The following is a 16,463-nucleotide window of genomic DNA, read 5'->3' on the forward strand; positions in this document are numbered from 1 at the left end:
GCTTTCAGCCTGCCACGGGGCACTGACAGTCAGGACACCGGCCGGGAATCCTCCCACACCGACTCGAATTCCTCCCGGTACGTGGTGAAAAGTCCGTGGTCGGCGTCCTTGGGTACCCCCCGGCCGCCCCCGCGCAGCACCAACACCGGGGCCTCCATGCCGCGCGCCCGCCGCAGGTACGACTGGACCACCGCTATGCCCGAGGACTCGCCTTCCACCAGGTACGCCGTGAAGCGGGGCGTCTCGTCGAAGACGTGGATCTCGAACCGTGAGGCGTCCCGCAGGCCGGCCCGGACCCGCCGCACGTGCAGGATGTTCATCTCCACGGACCGGCTCAGCTCGCCCTTGCGCAGCCCCAGCTCCCGCTCGCGCCGCTTGACGGCGCTGCTCGCCGGGTTCAGGAACAGCAGCCGCACCCGGCAGCCCGCCTCCGTGAGCCGGACGAGTCTTCGGCCGGAGAAGTTCTGCACCAGCAGGTTGAGTCCTATCCCGATGGCGTCCAGCCGCCGCGCGCCCCCGAACAGGTCCTCCGCCGGGAGCTGCCGCTGGAGCCGCACCCGGTCGGGATGGACGGAGATGACATCGGCGTACCGGTCCCCGACCAGGTCCTCGACGGCGTCGATCGGCAGCCGGTCCGCCGCCGGGCTGCCCGCGCCGCCGCCCAGCACCTCCAGCAGCCGCGCCGAGGCACGCTCGGCCTGTTCAAGGACCGGCCGCGAGAGCGCCCGGTTCCGGGAGACCACGTTGCGGGTGACCTCCAGCTCGTCGAGGGCCAGCTCGATCTCCCGGCGGTCGTCGAAGTACGGCTCGAAGCAGGGCCAGTGTTGGACCATCAGCTCGCGCAGTTGGGGGAGCGTGAGGAAGCTGAGCACGTTGTCGTCGGCCGGGTCCAGCAGGTAGCCCTTGCGCCGGCTGACCTCGCGTACGGCCACCGCCCGCTGGACCCATTCCTGTCCGGCGGGGCCGGCCGCCGCCACGACCCAGTCGTCCTGCCCGTGCACGGGCTCGTAGATGGGCCGCAGCACGGCGCCGACGACGGCCCGCAGCCGCTGCTCGATGAGGTTCAGCCAGATGTACGCGCGCCCCGCCCGCTGCGCGCGGGTGCGGACCTCGCTCCACGCGTCCGCGCCCCAGTCCAGCTCGGCCCCGGCCCGGGCGCTGCCCGGCTCCGGCGGGGCCAGTGACACCGCCCCGGCCGCCACCCCGGCCTGCGCGGTTCCAGGGGCGTCCGCCGGGCCACCCTCGTGCCCGCTGTCACCAGGGGGCAGCTCCAGACCTCCCGAGCTCACCTGCACCGCCTTCTGCGTCTGGACGCCCGTCTCCAGTGATCACGGAAGGGTACTCCGCGCGCGCGGCCCGACGCAGCCCGATGGCCCGTACACCGACCGCCCGTTGACCCATTATCCGATGCCCGGACAGTCCGCTGACCCGGATATCAGCTCTCCGGGTCACCCGGTAGAACCATCCCAAGTCCACGCGTGGGGACCTCCTTTCGGGGAAGATCTGGCAGAGACGTTGTCCATGCCCGGTCAGCCGGGACGTCAGTAGACATCGAGGGAAGAGTCGTTATCTATGCAGGTCTGGCCGGGACAGGCGTATCCGCTGGGTGCCACGTACGACGGCGCCGGAACCAACTTCGCTGTCTACTCCGAGGCCGCTCGGCGGATCGAGCTGTGCCTGCTGCACGACGACGGCTCGGAGACCGCCGTCGAACTCCGCGAGACGGACGCCTTCGTCCGGCACGCCTACCTGCCCGGCGTCATGCCCGGCCAGCGCTACGGCTTCCGGGTCCACGGCCCGTACGAGCCCGAGCACGGCATGCGCTGCAACGCGGCGAAGCTGCTGCTGGACCCGTACGCGCGGGCCATCAGCGGCAGCGTGGCGTGGGGCGAGGAGGTGTACGGCTACCACTTCGGCCGCCCGGACTCGCGCAACGACCTGGACTCGGCCCCGCACACCATGACCTCGGTGGTGGTGAACCCGTACTTCGACTGGGCCAACGACCGTCCCCCGCGCCACGAGTACCACCACACCGTGCTGTACGAGGCACACGTGAAGGGCCTGACCATGCGGCACCCGGAGCTACCCGAGGAGCTGCGGGGCACGTACGGCGCGCTCGCGCACCCGGCGGTCATCGGGCACCTCACCAAGCTCGGGGTGACGGCGCTGGAGCTGATGCCGGTGCACCAGTACGTCAACGACCACCGCCTCGTCGATGACGGCCTGAGCAACTACTGGGGCTACAACACCATCGGTTTCTTCGCCCCGCACAACGGTTACGCGTCGGGCGACCGGGGCGAGCAGGTGCTGGAGTTCAAGTCGGCGGTCCGCGCCCTGCACGAGGCCGGGATCGAGGTGATCCTGGACGTGGTCTACAACCACACGGCCGAGGGCAACCACCTGGGGCCGACGCTGTCGTTCCGTGGGCTGGACAACGCCTCGTACTACCGGCTCGCCGACGATCCGCGCCACTACATGGACACCACGGGCACCGGCAACTCGTTGCTGATGCGGTCCCCGCACGTCCTGCAACTGATCATGGACTCGCTGCGGTACTGGGTCACCGAGATGCACGTGGACGGCTTCCGCTTCGACCTCGCGGCCACACTGGCCCGGCAGTTCCACGAGGTGGACCGGTTGTCGTCGTTCTTCGACCTGGTGCAGCAGGACCCGGTGGTGAGCCAGGTGAAGCTGATCGCGGAGCCGTGGGACCTGGGCGAGGGCGGCTACCAGGTGGGCAACTTCCCGCCCCTGTGGACGGAGTGGAACGGCAAGTACCGCGACACCGTCCGGGACTTGTGGCGCGGGCAGCCACGCACGCTCGCGGAGTTCGCGGGGCGGCTGACCGGCTCCTCGGACCTCTACCAGGACGACGGGCGGCGACCGCTCGCCTCGATCAACTTCACCACCTGCCACGACGGTTTCACCCTGCACGACCTGGTCTCCTACAACGAGAAGCACAACGAGGCCAACCGGGAGGGCAACCGGGACGGCGAGACCCACAACCGCTCCTGGAACTGCGGCGTCGAGGGGACGACCGAGGATCCGGAGGTGCTGGAGCTGCGCGAGCGCCAGATGCGCAACTTCATGGCGACCCTCATGCTCTCCCAGGGCGTCCCGATGCTCAGCCACGGGGACGAGTTCGCGCGCACCCAGGGCGGCAACAACAACGCCTACTGCCAGGACAACGAGCTGTCATGGGTGACCTGGCCCGAGCCGGGCAAACCGGCGCCCGCGCTGTTGGAGTTCACCCGTCAGATGGTGTGGCTGCGCCGTGACCACCCGGTGTTCCGCCGGCGCCGGTTCTTCCACGGCCGGCCGGTGGAGGGAACGCACGACGAGCTCTCGGACATCGCCTGGTTCACCCCGCACGGCGAGGAGATGCGGGCCCGCGACTGGCAGGCACAGCACGCCCGTTCCTTGACGGTGTTCCTCAACGGCGAGGCGATCTCGGAGCCGGGATCGCGCGGGGAGCGGATCACCGACGACTCGTTCCTGCTGATGTTCAACGCGGGCTCGGAGCCGCAGGAGTTCACCGTCCCGGCCGGTCACGGGGCCCGTTGGCTGTTGGTGGTCGACACGGCGAAGGCGGAGGTGCTGCCCCCCGGTACCGGCCCGCAGTACGCGGCCGGGGACCGGGTGCCGCTGACGGGCCGCTCCCTGGTGGTCCTCCAGCGCCCGGAGAGTTCTTAGGCAGGCGCGCGGGAGGGCGCGGGAGGGCGCCGGGTGGGGGAAGACCCGGGGTGGCCCGACGGTCACCCGGATGCGCGGCCGAGGGCAAGGAATCGTGCTGGGCGGGTACGTAGGTTCTCATGAGCCAGTCATACGAACGCGCCCGACCGACACCTGACGTCACGGCAGTCGTCACGCCGGCCTCCACCTACCGCCTCCAGCTCCGTCCCGAGTTCCCGTTCGCGGCGGCCGAGGCGGCCGTGCCCTACCTCGCCTCCCTCGGCGTGTCCCACCTGCACCTCTCCCCCTCCTTGGAAGCGGTGCCCGGCTCGACGCACGGCTACGACGTCACCGACCACTCCCGGGTGCGGGAGGAGCTCGGCGGTGAGGCCGGACTGCGGGCGCTCGCACGCACCGCCCGCGACCACGGGCTGGGCCTCGTACTCGACATCGTGCCGAACCACATGGCGGTCCCCTCCCCGCTGCGGCTGAACCGACCCCTGTGGGAGGTCCTGCGGGAGGGCCCCCGCTCCCCGTACGCTCGCTGGTTCGACATCGACTGGGAGGCCGGCGGCGGGCAGGTCCTGCTGCCGGTGCTGACGGGGCCGCTGGAGGTGGACTCGCTCACCGTCGACGGGGAGGTGCTGCGCTACGGGGACCACGAGTTCCCGCTGCGGAAGGGCACCGCCGGGCTGCCGCTGCCCGAGCTGGCGGCGGCGCAGTGGTACCGCCCGGCGTTCTGGCGCGAGGCCCGCACCTCCCTGAACTACCGCCGGTTCTTCACGATCTCGGACCTCATCGGGGTCCGGGTGGAGGACCCGGAGGTCTTCGCCGCGACCCACGCCAAGATCCTGGAGCTGGTCCGGGACGGGGTGCTCCAAGGGCTGCGGATCGACCATGTGGACGGGCTGGCGGACCCCGAGGGGTACCTGCGGCGGTTGCGGGCCGAGGCGGGCGAGGACTGCTGGGTGGTGGTGGAGAAGATCCTGGCCCGCTCCGAGCGGCTGCCCGCCTCGTGGCCGGTGGCCGGCACCACCGGGTACGACGCGCTGCACCGGGTGGACGGGGTGTTCACCGACCCCGCCGGGGCCGCCGAACTGGAGCGGGACTACCGCAAGTCGACGGGCGCGGGCTCCTGGGCGGAGACGGCCGAGGCGTGCGCGCGGGAGGTCCTGACCGGCGATCTGGCGGCCGAGCTGGCCACGCTGGAACGCCGGTCCGGTCCCGAATTGCGGGACGCCCTGGTGGAGTTGCTGGTCGCCAACCCGGTCTACCGGCAGTACCCGGGCGGCCCCGGCCTGCCGCCCGAGGCCCTGGAGCGGGCGGCAGCGCTGGTCGGCGCCGGCGCGGTGGAGGCCGTACGCGACCTCCTGCGCCGGGATCCCGCGTTCGAGGCGCGCTTCGCCCAGACCTCGGCGGCGCTGCGTGCCAAGTCGCTGGAGGACCGGGCCTTCTACCGTTGGGCCCCGCTGCTGTCGGCGACGGAGGTGGGCGGGGAGCCCGGGGACCCGGCGGTGTCGGTCACGGAGTTCCACGCGTACTGCGCGGACCTGGAGCGGGACTGGCCCGCCTCCGGGACGGTGCTGTCCACGCACGACACGAAGCGCAGCGCCGACGTACGGGCCCGGATCGCCGTGCTCTCCCAGGCGCCGGAGCTGATGGCGGGGGCCGGCGCCGTCCCGGACGCCCGGCTGGCGTGGGTGGCCCGGCAGAGCGCGCTGGGCCTCGGGCAGATTCCCGAGCGGGAGTCCCGGCTGGCGGCGGCGCTGCTCAAGGGGGCGCGTGAGGCGGCGCTGTACACGTCCTGGACCGACCCGGACGAGCAGTACGAGGGCGGCATCGTCGCCCCGCCCGAGGTGGACCTGCCGCCGGACCTGGCGGAGGCGGCCCGCGCCAACGTGCTGGGCATGACCCTGCTGCACCTGGCCATGCCGGGGGTGCCGGAGGTGTACCAGGGGGCGGAGAGCGAATACCGGGCCCTGGTCGACCCGGACAACCGCCGGCCGGTCGTCTTCCCCCGCGAGGAGCCGGCCCGGCTGGACGCGGGCGGGGTCCCGCACGGCCCGGCGGGCGAGAAGCTGGCCCTGTCGACGGCCCTGCTGCGGCTGCGGCGCGCCCGGCCGGAGCTGTTCACCGGCTACCGGCCGCTGACGGCCCGGGGTCCGGCGGCCGGACATTGCGTGTCATTCGGCCGGTCGCCGGGGCTGATCGCGGTCGCCACCCGGCTCTCGCACCGCCTCGCCGGTGAGGGCGGCTGGCGCGACACGACCCTCCCCCTTCCGCCGGGCCGCTGGAGGCAGCTGCTGGGCGAGGGCTCGTACGAGGGCGAGGCGCTGCTGTCCCACCTGCTGGCCGACAGCCCGGCGGTGGCCCTGGTCCGGGCGGAGTAGGCGCCCCGGAGCATGGGCGTCCGGTCGCGGTCGCCCGTCGACGACCGCGACCGGCCACCCGTGTGGCCGCCGCCGGCGTTACCCTCCGAGGATGGAACGCGCAGAGGTTCTGAAGCGAGTCATCGGCATCCTCACCGAGGCCCAGGAGATCCGCAGGGCGGCCGAAGCCGGGGAGGACGACGAGGTCCCCGCGTCGGAAGCGGGGGTCGTCACCCAGTTGCTGAACGAGATGCTGCCCTCGATCAGCGTTCCGGCCGAGTCCTCCCCGCAGCAGGTCGCCCGCCTGGTCGCCGAGGCGCTCGGTCCGGCCCTGCACACGATGGTCGCCGGTTTCAGCCTGGCCTTCACCAGTCTGGCGATGGCGCACGACAGCGGTCGGACGGACCTCTCCTCGATCCAGGTCCTCCAGCAACTCGCCCTGGAGGTGGAGTCGGGGGCTTTCGACGAGGACTCCTGAGTCCGGCCGCGGCCGGACCGCCCGCATCACCCCCGGCAAGGCGTTGGCCAGGGCTTTTTCCCGAATTTCCGGGGAAACTGAGGGGCGCGCGGAGCAGTACGGGGCGTGCGCTGCGGGCATGGGATGAGGTGTGACCCTCCTTCGAGACATGCGCTACCCCACCCCGCACCAACTCGAGCTGGCGGCGCGCTCCCTGGCGGACGAGCACCCCGCCCGGGCCCGGGTGCGCCGGGTCGGTCTCTCCCGGGCCGGGGAACCGCTCTGGGTGCTGTCCGTCGACGCCGCGCGGTCGGCCGAGAACGTACTCGTCGTCGCCGGGGCGCACGCCAACGAGCCCGTCGGCGGGGCGACCGCGCTCGCCCTGGCCCGCCGCGTCATCGCCGAGCCGGCCACCGCCAACGGCTGCGGCTGGCATTTCCTGCTCTGCGCCGACCCGGACGGCGCGGCGCTGCACCGCACGCCCCGCCCGTACTCGCTCCTGGACTACCACCGGGCCTTCTACCGGCCTCCCGGGCCCGAACAGCCCGAGTGGGCGCCGTCCTTACTGCCGCCGGACCGGCTGCCGCCGGAGACGGTGGCGCTGACCTCGCTGATCGACGACCTGCGGCCCGTCCTCCAGGTCTCGCTGCACGGCACCGACCTCGGCGGCTCTTGGGTGCAGCTCACCCGGGACATACCCGGTCTCGCGGAGCCGTTCGCCAAGTCGGCCGCCGAGCTGCGCATCCCGGTCGAGACGGGCGCCTCGGACGCCACCGGCTGGCCCTCGCCCGGGCCGGGGATCTTCGTCATGCCGGAGCCGGGGGCCGCGCCCGACGGGGCCTTCCACCCCGAGGACACCCGGCTCAGCACCTGGTACCACGCCCACCGCTACGCGGGCACCACCGCGATCGTCGAAGTCCCGATGTGGGCCTCCGACACGGTGGACGACCCGGCGCCGCACCCCGATCCCCGGCGCGCCCTGCGGATGCTCGCCGCCCGGCTCACCGCCGACGCCGCCCGGGTGACGGCCGTACGGGACCAGGTGGGGGGCGATGCGCCGCCGGGCGGGGTCGCGCCGCTGCTGCGCGCGGTGGACTGGACGCTGGCGCTGATCCCGCGGATCGCCGCCGAGTGGACCGGCCCGGGGGCCCCAGCCGAGGCCACTGCGGCCCACATCGGCAGCATCGACGCCTTCGGGCGGCGGCTGTCGCTGCGCGCCGCCGCGATGCTGCTGCGGGTGTTGCGGGCGCAGGGGCACCCGGCCGCCGACGGGCTGGACCGGCTCGTCACCGGCTGGTGCGAGGAGTTCGCGGCGCGGTTCCGGGCCCGCTGGGTGCCCGTGGCCACCCAGGTCGAGCACCAGTCCCGGACCGTACTCGCGGCGTGCGAGCGGCTGACGGCGGTCATCCGGTAGGCGGCTGCCCCACCGGCAGGGAGTAGCGTCGTTTGGGGCGGCCGGTGGCGCCGAGCCGGTCGTAGAAGCGGATGGCGCCCTCGTTCCAGTCGGGGGTCTGCCATTCGACGTGGTCGAGGTCCCGCTCGCGCGCGAGGCCGGTCACGCCGTCCATCAGCGCGGCGCCGAGACCGTGGCCGCGCGCCTCCTCGGCAAGGTAGAGACAGTCCATGTGCAGGTAGGGGCGGCCGTCCCAGAACGAGAACTCCTCGGAGCAGGCGGCGTAACCGGCCACCTCGCCCCGCGGGGTCTCGGCGAGCAGCACCCACACCCGCGCACCGGCCCCGAACAGGGCGGGGCCGAGGCGGTCTCCCAACCCCGGCGGGCGCGGCCCCGACTTCTCGTACGCGACGTGTTCGTGGATCAGTTCGACGATGCGCGGCAGGTCCTCGGGGCGCGCCGGGCGCACCACGGCCTCGTGTTCGGTCATGCACCCATCCTGCGCCCCGAACGACCTACCCCCTCGGCAAGGGTTATCCCGTCGACAGTCGGAAGGTCATCCGTCCGAAGCCGACCTGGTCGCCGTCGCGGACCAACGCGGAGCCGGTCACCCGCCGGCCGTTGACGGTGGTGCCGTTCGTCGAACCGAGGTCGGTGAGCACCCACACGCCGTCACGCAGCGCGAGTTCGGCGTGCGCCCGCGAGACGGTCTCGTGGCTGAGCCGCAGTCCGTTGCCCGGGTCGCGGCCGATCCGCAGGGGCGCCGCGCTCGGGTGCGGCAGCAACAGCGTGGGCAGTTTCTCCGCGCGCCAGGCGCGGCGGACGCCGACACTGACGGCCGAGACGCGTCCCACCCAGCCGAACAGCCGGTGCACCCAGGGGCTTTCGGCCTCCTCCCGCGCCTGGAGGTCGGCGGTCAGGGCGGCGAGTTCCTCGGAACGCCGGGCGACCAGCGCGAGTTCCATCCGCCGCAGGAAGGTGTCGTGGGAGAGCCTGCCCAGGGCGGCCCCCTCGCGCAGCTCTCCCAGCACGCGGTCGCGCTGCGCATCGGAGACCCGTGGCGCGGGATAGACGGGAAACTCGAAACTGGACGTCACAGGGTGATTGTCGGCCCGTCGTGGGCAGAGTGTCCAGAACTCCCCCGCCCCGGCCGGGATGATGGCCCCGAGTCAGGGCGACAGGGCCAGGTACCGCCGGAGACGAGGGGACCGTCCGTGCAGTTCGAGGTGTGGGCACCGCAGACAGGTCGGGTCGCGATGCGACTGAACGACACCGCCTACGAGATGACCCGCGATCCGGCGCCCGACCGCGCCGGCTGGTGGGTCGCGGAGGCCCCGGCCGCCGACGGGGACCGGTACGGGTTCCTGCTGGACGACGATCCGCGGCCGCTTCCCGACCCGCGCGGCCGCCGTCTGCCGGACGGCCCTGACGGCCTGTCGGCCGTGGTCGACTTCACACCGCTCCACCCCGACACCCCGTCACCGCGCGTCCCGCTCCAGGACGCGGTCCTCTACGAGCTGCACGTGGGCACCTTCACCCCCGAGGGCACCTTCGACGCGGCCGCTGCCCGCCTCGCCCACCTGACCTCGCTCGGCGTCACACACGTCGAGCTGATGCCGGTCTGTCCCTTCCCCGGCCGACACGGCTGGGGGTACGACGGGGTCGCGCCGTGGGCGGTGCACGAGCCGTACGGGGGCCCGGCGGGGCTCGCGCGGTTCGTGGACGCGGCGCACGCGGCGGGACTGGGCGTGGTGCTGGACGTGGTGCACAACCACCTGGGCCCGTCCGGGAACCACCTCCCCGCCTTTGGGCCGTACTTCACCGACACCCACCACACGCCCTGGGGCGCGGCCGTCAACCTGGACGCGCCCGGCTCCGACGAGGTCCGCGCGTACTTCATCGACAGCGCCCTGGCCTGGCTGCGGGACTACCGGATCGACGGCCTGCGGCTGGACGCCGTCCACGCGCTGGCCGACGGGCGGGCGCTGACCTTCCTGGAGGAACTGGCGGCGGCCGTGGACGGGCTGGCGGCGGAGACCGCCCGGCCGCTGTTCCTGATCGGCGAGTCCGACCGGTGCGACCCGCGCACCACCACCCCGCGCGGGGCCGGCGGCCTCGGCCTGCACGCCCAGTGGAACGACGACTTCCACCACGCCCTGCACTGCGCGCTGACCGGCGAGTCGCAGGGGTACTACGCAGACTTCGCGGTGGCCCCGGTCGCGGCCCTCGCCAAGACCCTGACGCGCGCCTTCTTCCACGACGGCACCTGGTCCTCCTTCCGGGGCCGCACCCACGGCCGCCCCGTCGACCGCCGCCGCACGCCCGCGCACCGCTTCGTCGGCTACACACAGACCCACGACCAGATCGGCAACCGGGCGCAGGGCGACCGGCTCTCCGCGACGCTGTCCCCGGGGCTGCTGGCGTGCGCGGCGACGCTGGCGCTGACCGGGCCGTTCGTGCCGATGCTGTTCATGGGCGAGGAGTGGGGCGCCGACACGCCGTGGCAGTACTTCACCGACCACCCCGATCCGGAGCTCGCGGAGGCCGTACGGACCGGCCGGCGGCGGGAGTTCGCGGCGCACGGCTGGAAGGAGGAAGAGATCCCCGACCCCCAGGACCCGGCCACCCGGGACCGGTCCTGCCTGGACTGGAACGAGCCGGAGCGGGCCGGGCACGCCCGGCTGCTGGAGTGGTACCGCACCCTGGTGGCGCTGCGGCGCGGCCACCCGGACCTGCGCGACCCGGACCTGGGGGCCGTCCGGGTCGCCTACGACGAGGAGCGGCGCTGGCTGACCTTCCGGCGGGGCGACGTCCGCGTGGCGGTGAACCTCTCCGCCGAGCCGGTGACGATCGCGCTGGGCCGCAACGGGGTGCGGGTGCTGGCCGCCTGGGAACCCGTCGAACAGCCCGGCGGCGACGGGCGGATCCACGTACCGGGCGAGTCTGCGGTGGTCCTGGGCCCGTGATCCGCTACGCCGCTCCTTCCGTGAGCCGCGCGGCGACGGCGAGGGCCGCTCCGGTGGGGGCGCCCGGCGCGAGGAGTTCCGTACGGTGCACCAGGCGCGGCGCCTCCAGCGGTACGGCGACCCCCGCGCCGGCGGCCCGCGCCACCCGCAGCGGGAGCAGGGCCAGGCCGTGGCCGGCGGCGGCGAGGGCGCACAGGGTGTGCAGGTCGGTGCCGTCGTAGCGCAGGCCCGGGACGGCACGGACGGCGGCGGGGGCGGGCCCCACCCCGGGGGCGTCCAGCCAGCGCGCGTCGGCCAGGTCGTCCAGCCGGACGGCGCTCCGCCCGGCGAACGGATGCCCGGACGGGAACAGGACGGCGAGTCCCTCCTCCCCGACGCCGGTGACCCGCAGCGGGGCCACGTCGGGCAGCCGGAGCGGATCGCTGGGCGCGGCCAGGCCGTCGACCAGCCCGAGGTCGCAGCCCCCGGCGGCGACGACGGCCGGCACCTCCCCCGGCGGCAGCACCTGCAGGGTGACCCCGGTGGCGGGGAGGGCGGAGAGCAGCCGGGGGGCGACGGCGAGCGGGGAGACGGCGAGGGTGACCTGCCCGGGCGGCGCGGCGGCCAACCGCAGCACATCGGCCCGGGCCGCGTCCAGGCGCAGCAGCAGCGGCCCGGCGTGTTCGAGCAGCCGCTCCCCGGCGGGCGTCGGCGCCACGGGCCGTCGGGTCAGCAGCTCGGTCCGCAGGTCCGACTCCAGGGCGGCGACGTGCTGGGAGACGGCGGACTGGGTGTAGCCCAGCTCCCGGGCGGCGCCGGAGAAGGATGCGAGCCGGGCGACGGTGGTGAAGGTGCGGAGCAGGTGCGGATCCATGGGCCCCAGCCTGCCACCGGCTCCGCGGCTCGTCCTCGGAGCCGGCCCCGGGTCGCCTCCGAGAGACCACCCTCCGTCACCGCGCTCGGCGCGCCCGGGCGGTACCCGGTCCCCACATCCCTATCGTGGGGCGGGTGACCGTCCCCAGTGGCCCCGCGGGCCGCAGCAGGCCACCGCGCGCGCCCCGGACCGACTCCGCCGGCGCCGTGTACGGCTCCCTCCTCGCCACCTCTGTGGTGGCCACCGCCGGTGCCACCGGCAGCTTTCCGAGGTTGCAGCTCGTACTCCTCCTGATCGTCTCGGGCCTGGTGTTCTGGGCCACCCACGTGTACGCCCAGCTGGCGGGGGAACGGCTGGTCGGCGAGCCCTGGAGCCGGCACGAGATCCGCCGGGTCGCCCGGCACGAGTGGCCCATCGTCGAGGCCGCGGCCCTGCCGGCGGCCGCCGTCGCCCTCAGCGGCCTCCTCGGGCTGGACTACGCGGGAACGGCGTGGCTGGCCATGGGCGTGGCGGTGGCGCAGCAGGTCATCTGGGCCTGCGTCGGCGCCGCCCGCGCGGGCGCCACCCGTCCCCAGTTGGCGACCGAGGGGGTCGTCAATCTCGTCCTCGGTCTGATGATCGTGGCCACCAAGGCCGCACTGAAGCACTGAGCCCCCGAAGCCCGGAAGCCGAGCCCGGGTGACAGGGTGATCAGTTCTGCTTATCGATCATGCAGGAACAATCGTTGGCGCTGAACAGGGTGCCGACTCCAGCATGGGACGCATGATCACCACCACCGCACGGATCGCCCTCGTCGGCGACCGCTCCCCGCACGTGAAGTCCCATACCCGCGTCCCGACCCTCCTCGACGCCCTCGCCTCCCGCGACGGCCTGGTCCTGGACGCCTACTGGATCCCCACCGCCGACGCCGAGGCCGACGCCGCCTCCGGCGCGCTCGGCCGGTTCGACGCGGTGTGGGTGCTGCCGGGCAGCCCGTACGCCAGCGAGGCCGGGGCCCTGGCCGCGATCCGGGTGGCCCGCGAGGAGCGGATCCCCTTCCTCGGCACCTGCGGCGGCTTCCAGCACGCCCTGCTGGAGTACGCCCGGAACACGTGCGGGCTCAGCGCCGCCGCGCACGCCGAGAACGACCCGGGCGCCGAGGACCCGGTGATCGCTCCGCTCGCCTGCTCGCTGGTCGGCCACGAGGGTCTCGTACGGGCCGAGCCGGGCTCGCTGGCCGAGTCCGTGCTCGGCGCCGAGCGAAGCCTGGAGCGCTACCACTGCAACTACGCTCCGGCGCCCCGCCACCTGCCGGCGCTGGAGGCCGGGGGGCTGCGGCTGTCGGGGCACGACGAGGACGGGCAGGTCCGCATCGCCGAGCTGCCCGGTCACCCCTTCTTCCTGGCCACCCTGTTCCAGCCGGAGCTAGCCGGTGACGGCACGAAGCCGCACCCGATCGTCAAGGCCCTCGCGGCGGCGGCCGTGGCGCACGCCGCCGAGCGGGAGGCCGCCCGATAAGCCGTCGCGGGACCACCCGTCTGATCAGCTATGCTGTGCATGCACATCGAACGGGCGGTCCGCCGCCCTTCGTGGTGGGTGTAGCTCAGTTGGTAGAGCACCTGGTTGTGGTCCAGGTGGCCGCGGGTTCAAGTCCCGTCACTCACCCTGTCGACCCTGTGGGGGTACGAGGTCTCCTCGTACCCCCACAGGCGTTTTCCGTCCCTCACCACCCGGGACGCCGTCAGCTCCGCAGGAACGCCTCCACCTCGGTGACGAAGGCCACCGGGGTCTCCTGCGGCGGGTAGTGGCCGGCGCCCGGGATGGTACGGACGCGGCAGTCCGGGTACCACGTCTGCCAGGTGGCCCGCATCACGTCGGCGGTCAGGGCCAGGTCGTACTCGCCGACCAGGACCAGCACCGGGACGGTGTTGCCCTTGACGGCCGAGGACAGGTCGAGGGGCTGCCAGCTCACGAGGTAGGCGGCGAACGCCTCGGGCCGCGCGACCGCGCGGGAATGGGCGACCATGCGGTTCACCCAATGGCGGCTCGCGCGGTTGCCGGTCACCAGGTCGAGGATGACGCGCCGGTTCTCGGGGTTCTCGGCCGCGCCGTAGAAGAGTTCGTGGGTGGCGTCGTCCATCTCGTACGGGCCGGCCGGCACCGGGGCGAGCCCGACCAGTTTCTCGATCCGCTCGGGCGCCCGGACCAGGACCTGTTGGGCGGCCTTCGCGCCCATGGAGTGGCCCAGCAGCGAGAAGGTGTCCCAGCCGAGCTGGTCGGCGAGCGCGAGGACGTCGTCGGCGATCTCCGGGAGGCTGTACCGGCCGGTGACGTCCCGGCGCTCGCCGTAGCCTCGGTAGTCGAGGAAGGCGTACGAGAACGCCTCGGGGTCCAGGTAGTCGAGCACGGAACCCCAGTTGGCGGACGTACCGAACCAGTCGTGCAACACGATGACGCGGGTGGGGCCGGTGCCGATCCTGCGGTGGGCGATGGCCATGGCGTTCTCCCTCGGTGACGGGGGTGGGTGGTAACCGACGCCGTACGTTCTGCCCACCCCGTCCACCGTCACACCGTGAGGCCGACACCCGCCCAGGGCACGGCCGTTGGGGCGAGGTCAGCCGCCGGCCGCAGGACGCCCCGGTCCCGGGACGGCGGCTGCCGCGTGGTGCGGACGGGCGCGTCAGACGGTGTCGATCGCCGGGTCCGAGACGCCGGGCGCGCCCGTTTCCACGTGCCCGGCGAACCGGCGCAGGAAGGTCGCGTCGGCGTCCGAGACGACCTTGACGTCGTACCAGCGGCCCGTCGCGGCCAGATCCGCCGTGTACGAGGCCGTGCCGCCGGCGGCGATCCGCAGGGTCTGGGAGGCGCCGTTGTAGGCATTGGTCACCGTCAGGTCGACCGCGGTCGTGCCGGAGTTGGTCAGGGTCAGCTTGAGGTTGCCGGTGGCCGCGACGTGGCGGGCCGTGACCTCCGGGCCTGCCTTCTTCGCGGGGCCCTTCCAGGTGCGCAGGAAGCCGTTCGGTCCCCAGACGCTGAGGTTGATCTGGTACCCGGTGGAACTGCTGGTGCTCCAGGTGTCCGACAGGGTCTTGCCCGCCTCGACCGTGTAGGGCCACGGGCCGTCGGTGCGGTTGCCGGAGGTGCTGTGGAAGTGCGCGCCCAGGGTGGCGCCGGAGGAGAACGTCAGCGTGAACTTACCGGTGGACACGGTGGCCTTGCCGTCCACGTACGGGGCGTAGCCGAGCGCGCGCGTCGGCTTGGCGCCGCCCTCCTGCTTGGGCAGCGTGCCGGTCGCCGGGGGCACCGGGTGGTAGGAGGGGTGCGCGTTGTGGTCCGCCGGGAGGTATCCGGCGGTGGAGGGCAGCGGCGCCGGGGAGGCGTCGGCCTTGGTGAAGTCGAACGCGGACGTCAGGTCGCCGCAGACCGCGCGGCGCCACGGCGAGATGTTGGGCTCCCGCACGCCGAAGCGCTTCTCCATGAAGCGGATCACCGAGGTGTGGTCGAAGGTCTCCGAGCAGACGTAGCCGCCCTTGCTCCAGGGGGAGACGACGATCATCGGGACGCGCGGGCCGAGGCCGTACGGGCCGGCCGCGTAGCCGCCGCCCCCGGCGTACAGGTCCTTCGAGACGTCCGCCGTGGACAGGCCCCAGGCCGAGGACGCGGGCGGGTACGGCGGGACGACGTGGTCGAAGAACCCGTCGTTCTCGTCGTAGGTGATGAAGAACGCCGTCTTCGCCCACACCTCCGGGTTGGCGGTCAGCGCGTCCAGGACCTGGGAGATGTACCAGGCACCGAAGTTGACGGGCCAGTTCGGGTGCTCGCTGAACGCCTCCGGGGCGGCGATCCAGGAGACCTGGGGCAAGGTGCCCGCCACGACGTCCGCGCGGAGCTTGTCGAAGTAGCCGTCGCCGGCCTTGGCGTCGGTACCCGTACGCGCCTTCTCGTAGAGGGCGCTGCCCGGCTGGGCGCCCCGGTAGCTGTTGAAGTACAGCAGCGAGTTGTCGCCGTAGTTGCCGCGGAACGCGTCGCTGATCCAGCCCCAGGAACCGGCCGCGTTCAGGCCGTCGCCGATGTCCTGGTAGATCTTCCAGGAGACCCCGGCCGCCTCCAGTCGTTCCGGGTAGGTCTTCCAGCCGTAGCCGGCTTCCTGGTTGCCGAGGACCGGGCCGCCGCCGACGCCGTCGTTGCCGGTGTGGCCCGACCACATGTAGTAGCGGTTGGGGTCGGTGGCGCCGATGAAGGAGCAGTGGTACGCGTCGCAGACGGTGAAGGCGTCGGCGAGCGCATAGTGAAACGGGATGTCGTTCCGCGTCATGTACGCCATCGTCGTCGCGGTCTTGGCCGGGACCCATTTGTCGTACTTACCGTTGTTGTACGCCTGATGGCCGCCCGCCCAGTCGTGGTTGAGGCCCTCGACGAACTGCATGCCCAGATCGGCGACCTGCGGGTTGAAGGGGAGGACGTCCTTCGTCCCGTTGGACTGGTAGAAGACCGACTTGCCGTTGTCCTGGAGCACGGGCCTCGGGTCACCGAAACCGCGCACGCCCTTCATCGTGCCGAAGTACTGGTCAAAGGAACGATTTTCCTGCATCAGGACGACGATGTGCTCGATGTCCCGGATGGTCCCGGTGCTGCCCTGTGCCGGAATGGCGGCGGCCCGAGCGATGCTCTCGTTCAACATGGCGGCGGCGGCCGTGCCGCCCGCGATCTGCAGGAACCTGCGACGGTTGAGTTCAGCCACGGTGAAGACCTCTGGGTGTGGAGGGGGTCGAGG

Annotated in this window: 13 protein-coding genes and 1 tRNA gene; 8 read left to right on the forward strand and 6 right to left on the reverse strand. The window is 73.0% G+C overall.

The annotated features are described in order from the left end of the window. Nucleotides 1-29 precede the first annotated feature (29 nt). Entirely contained in the window at nucleotides 30-1,289 is a 1,260-nt protein-coding gene (locus ABZ934_RS04235) for an SAV2148 family HEPN domain-containing protein (protein WP_361308276.1), read from the reverse strand. 283 nt (nucleotides 1,290-1,572) lie between these two features. Here ABZ934_RS04235 and glgX point away from each other — a divergent pair, with 283 nt between their 5' ends. The 4 genes from glgX (at nucleotide 1,573) to ABZ934_RS04255 (ending at nucleotide 7,912) form a co-directional block, all read left to right on the forward strand. Further along, entirely contained in the window at nucleotides 1,573-3,693 is a 2,121-nt protein-coding gene (gene glgX / locus ABZ934_RS04240) for a glycogen debranching protein GlgX (RefSeq protein WP_361308278.1), read from the forward strand. 119 nt (nucleotides 3,694-3,812) lie between these two features. Next, entirely contained in the window at nucleotides 3,813-6,062 is a 2,250-nt protein-coding gene (gene treY, locus ABZ934_RS04245) for a malto-oligosyltrehalose synthase (RefSeq protein ID WP_361308280.1), read from the forward strand. A gap of 91 nt (nucleotides 6,063-6,153) precedes the next feature. Beyond that, a complete protein-coding gene (locus ABZ934_RS04250; protein ID WP_361308282.1) occupies nucleotides 6,154-6,519 on the forward strand; it encodes a hypothetical protein in 366 nt (121 codons plus the stop codon). Between the two features lie 130 nt (nucleotides 6,520-6,649). Continuing rightward, the gene (locus tag ABZ934_RS04255) at nucleotides 6,650-7,912 is read left to right on the forward strand and encodes a M14 family zinc carboxypeptidase (RefSeq protein ID WP_361308284.1); all 1,263 of its coding nucleotides are present in this window, start codon (nucleotides 6,650-6,652) and stop codon (nucleotides 7,910-7,912) included. Here ABZ934_RS04255 and ABZ934_RS04260 read toward each other — a convergent pair. Then, nucleotides 7,902-8,381: a GNAT family N-acetyltransferase gene (locus ABZ934_RS04260; protein WP_361308286.1), complete on the reverse strand. Its 480-nt coding sequence runs from the start codon at nucleotides 8,379-8,381 to the stop codon at nucleotides 7,902-7,904. The two genes, ABZ934_RS04255 and ABZ934_RS04260, sit on opposite strands and share 11 nt — an antisense overlap. A gap of 43 nt (nucleotides 8,382-8,424) precedes the next feature. Then, complete coding sequence (locus ABZ934_RS04265) at nucleotides 8,425-8,988, reverse strand: DUF1707 and FHA domain-containing protein (protein WP_361308288.1); 564 nt, start codon at nucleotides 8,986-8,988, stop codon at nucleotides 8,425-8,427. 159 nt (nucleotides 8,989-9,147) lie between these two features. On the opposite strand from ABZ934_RS04265, the gene treZ reads away from it, so the two are divergent. Beyond that, the gene (gene treZ, locus ABZ934_RS04270) at nucleotides 9,148-10,857 is read left to right on the forward strand and encodes a malto-oligosyltrehalose trehalohydrolase (RefSeq protein WP_361308731.1); all 1,710 of its coding nucleotides are present in this window, start codon (nucleotides 9,148-9,150) and stop codon (nucleotides 10,855-10,857) included. A gap of 4 nt (nucleotides 10,858-10,861) precedes the next feature. Here treZ and ABZ934_RS04275 read toward each other — a convergent pair whose 3' ends face one another. Next, entirely contained in the window at nucleotides 10,862-11,710 is an 849-nt protein-coding gene (locus ABZ934_RS04275; protein WP_361308290.1) for a LysR family transcriptional regulator, read from the reverse strand. Between the two features lie 134 nt (nucleotides 11,711-11,844). Between ABZ934_RS04275 and ABZ934_RS04280 the strand changes: the two genes are divergently transcribed. The 3 genes from ABZ934_RS04280 to ABZ934_RS04290 all read left to right on the forward strand — a co-directional run bounded on the left by ABZ934_RS04280 (nucleotide 11,845) and on the right by ABZ934_RS04290 (nucleotide 13,354). Continuing rightward, complete coding sequence (locus ABZ934_RS04280) at nucleotides 11,845-12,360, forward strand: hypothetical protein (RefSeq protein WP_361308292.1); 516 nt, start codon at nucleotides 11,845-11,847, stop codon at nucleotides 12,358-12,360. A 112-nt stretch (nucleotides 12,361-12,472) separates the two neighbouring features. Then, nucleotides 12,473-13,207: a hypothetical protein gene (locus tag ABZ934_RS04285; protein ID WP_361308293.1), complete on the forward strand. Its 735-nt coding sequence runs from the start codon at nucleotides 12,473-12,475 to the stop codon at nucleotides 13,205-13,207. Between the two features lie 74 nt (nucleotides 13,208-13,281). Beyond that, a tRNA-His gene (locus ABZ934_RS04290) sits at nucleotides 13,282-13,354 on the forward strand. Nucleotides 13,355-13,430: 76 nt separating this feature from the next. Here the strand turns inward: ABZ934_RS04290 and ABZ934_RS04295 are convergent. Next, nucleotides 13,431-14,186, reverse strand: a complete 756-nt coding sequence (locus ABZ934_RS04295) for an alpha/beta hydrolase (protein ID WP_361308295.1) — start codon at nucleotides 14,184-14,186, stop codon at nucleotides 13,431-13,433. Nucleotides 14,187-14,369: 183 nt separating this feature from the next. Then, nucleotides 14,370-16,430, reverse strand: a complete 2,061-nt coding sequence (locus ABZ934_RS04300) for a phosphocholine-specific phospholipase C (protein ID WP_361308297.1) — start codon at nucleotides 16,428-16,430, stop codon at nucleotides 14,370-14,372. Between the last annotated feature and the right edge of the window lie 33 nt (nucleotides 16,431-16,463).

It is taken from the genome of Streptomyces sp. NPDC046557, from assembly GCF_040645975.1.
Lineage (GTDB): Bacteria > Actinomycetota > Actinomycetes > Streptomycetales > Streptomycetaceae > Streptomyces.

What these genes read in the sequence shown, in the direction of transcription:
- glgX (WP_361308278.1), top strand. Translation starts at nt 1,573, where the DNA reads ATGCAGGTCTGGCCGGGACAGGCGTATCCGCTGGGTGCCACGTACGAC.
- treY (WP_361308280.1), top strand. Translation starts at nt 3,813, where the DNA reads ATGAGCCAGTCATACGAACGCGCCCGACCGACACCTGACGTCACGGCA.
- ABZ934_RS04250 (WP_361308282.1), top strand. Translation starts at nt 6,154, where the DNA reads ATGGAACGCGCAGAGGTTCTGAAGCGAGTCATCGGCATCCTCACCGAG.
- ABZ934_RS04260 (WP_361308286.1), bottom strand. Translation starts at nt 8,381, where the DNA reads ATGACCGAACACGAGGCCGTGGTGCGCCCGGCGCGCCCCGAGGACCTG.
- treZ (WP_361308731.1), top strand. Translation starts at nt 9,148, where the DNA reads ATGCGACTGAACGACACCGCCTACGAGATGACCCGCGATCCGGCGCCC.
- ABZ934_RS04275 (WP_361308290.1), bottom strand. Translation starts at nt 11,710, where the DNA reads ATGGATCCGCACCTGCTCCGCACCTTCACCACCGTCGCCCGGCTCGCA.
- ABZ934_RS04285 (WP_361308293.1), top strand. Translation starts at nt 12,473, where the DNA reads ATGATCACCACCACCGCACGGATCGCCCTCGTCGGCGACCGCTCCCCG.
- ABZ934_RS04295 (WP_361308295.1), bottom strand. Translation starts at nt 14,186, where the DNA reads ATGGCCATCGCCCACCGCAGGATCGGCACCGGCCCCACCCGCGTCATC.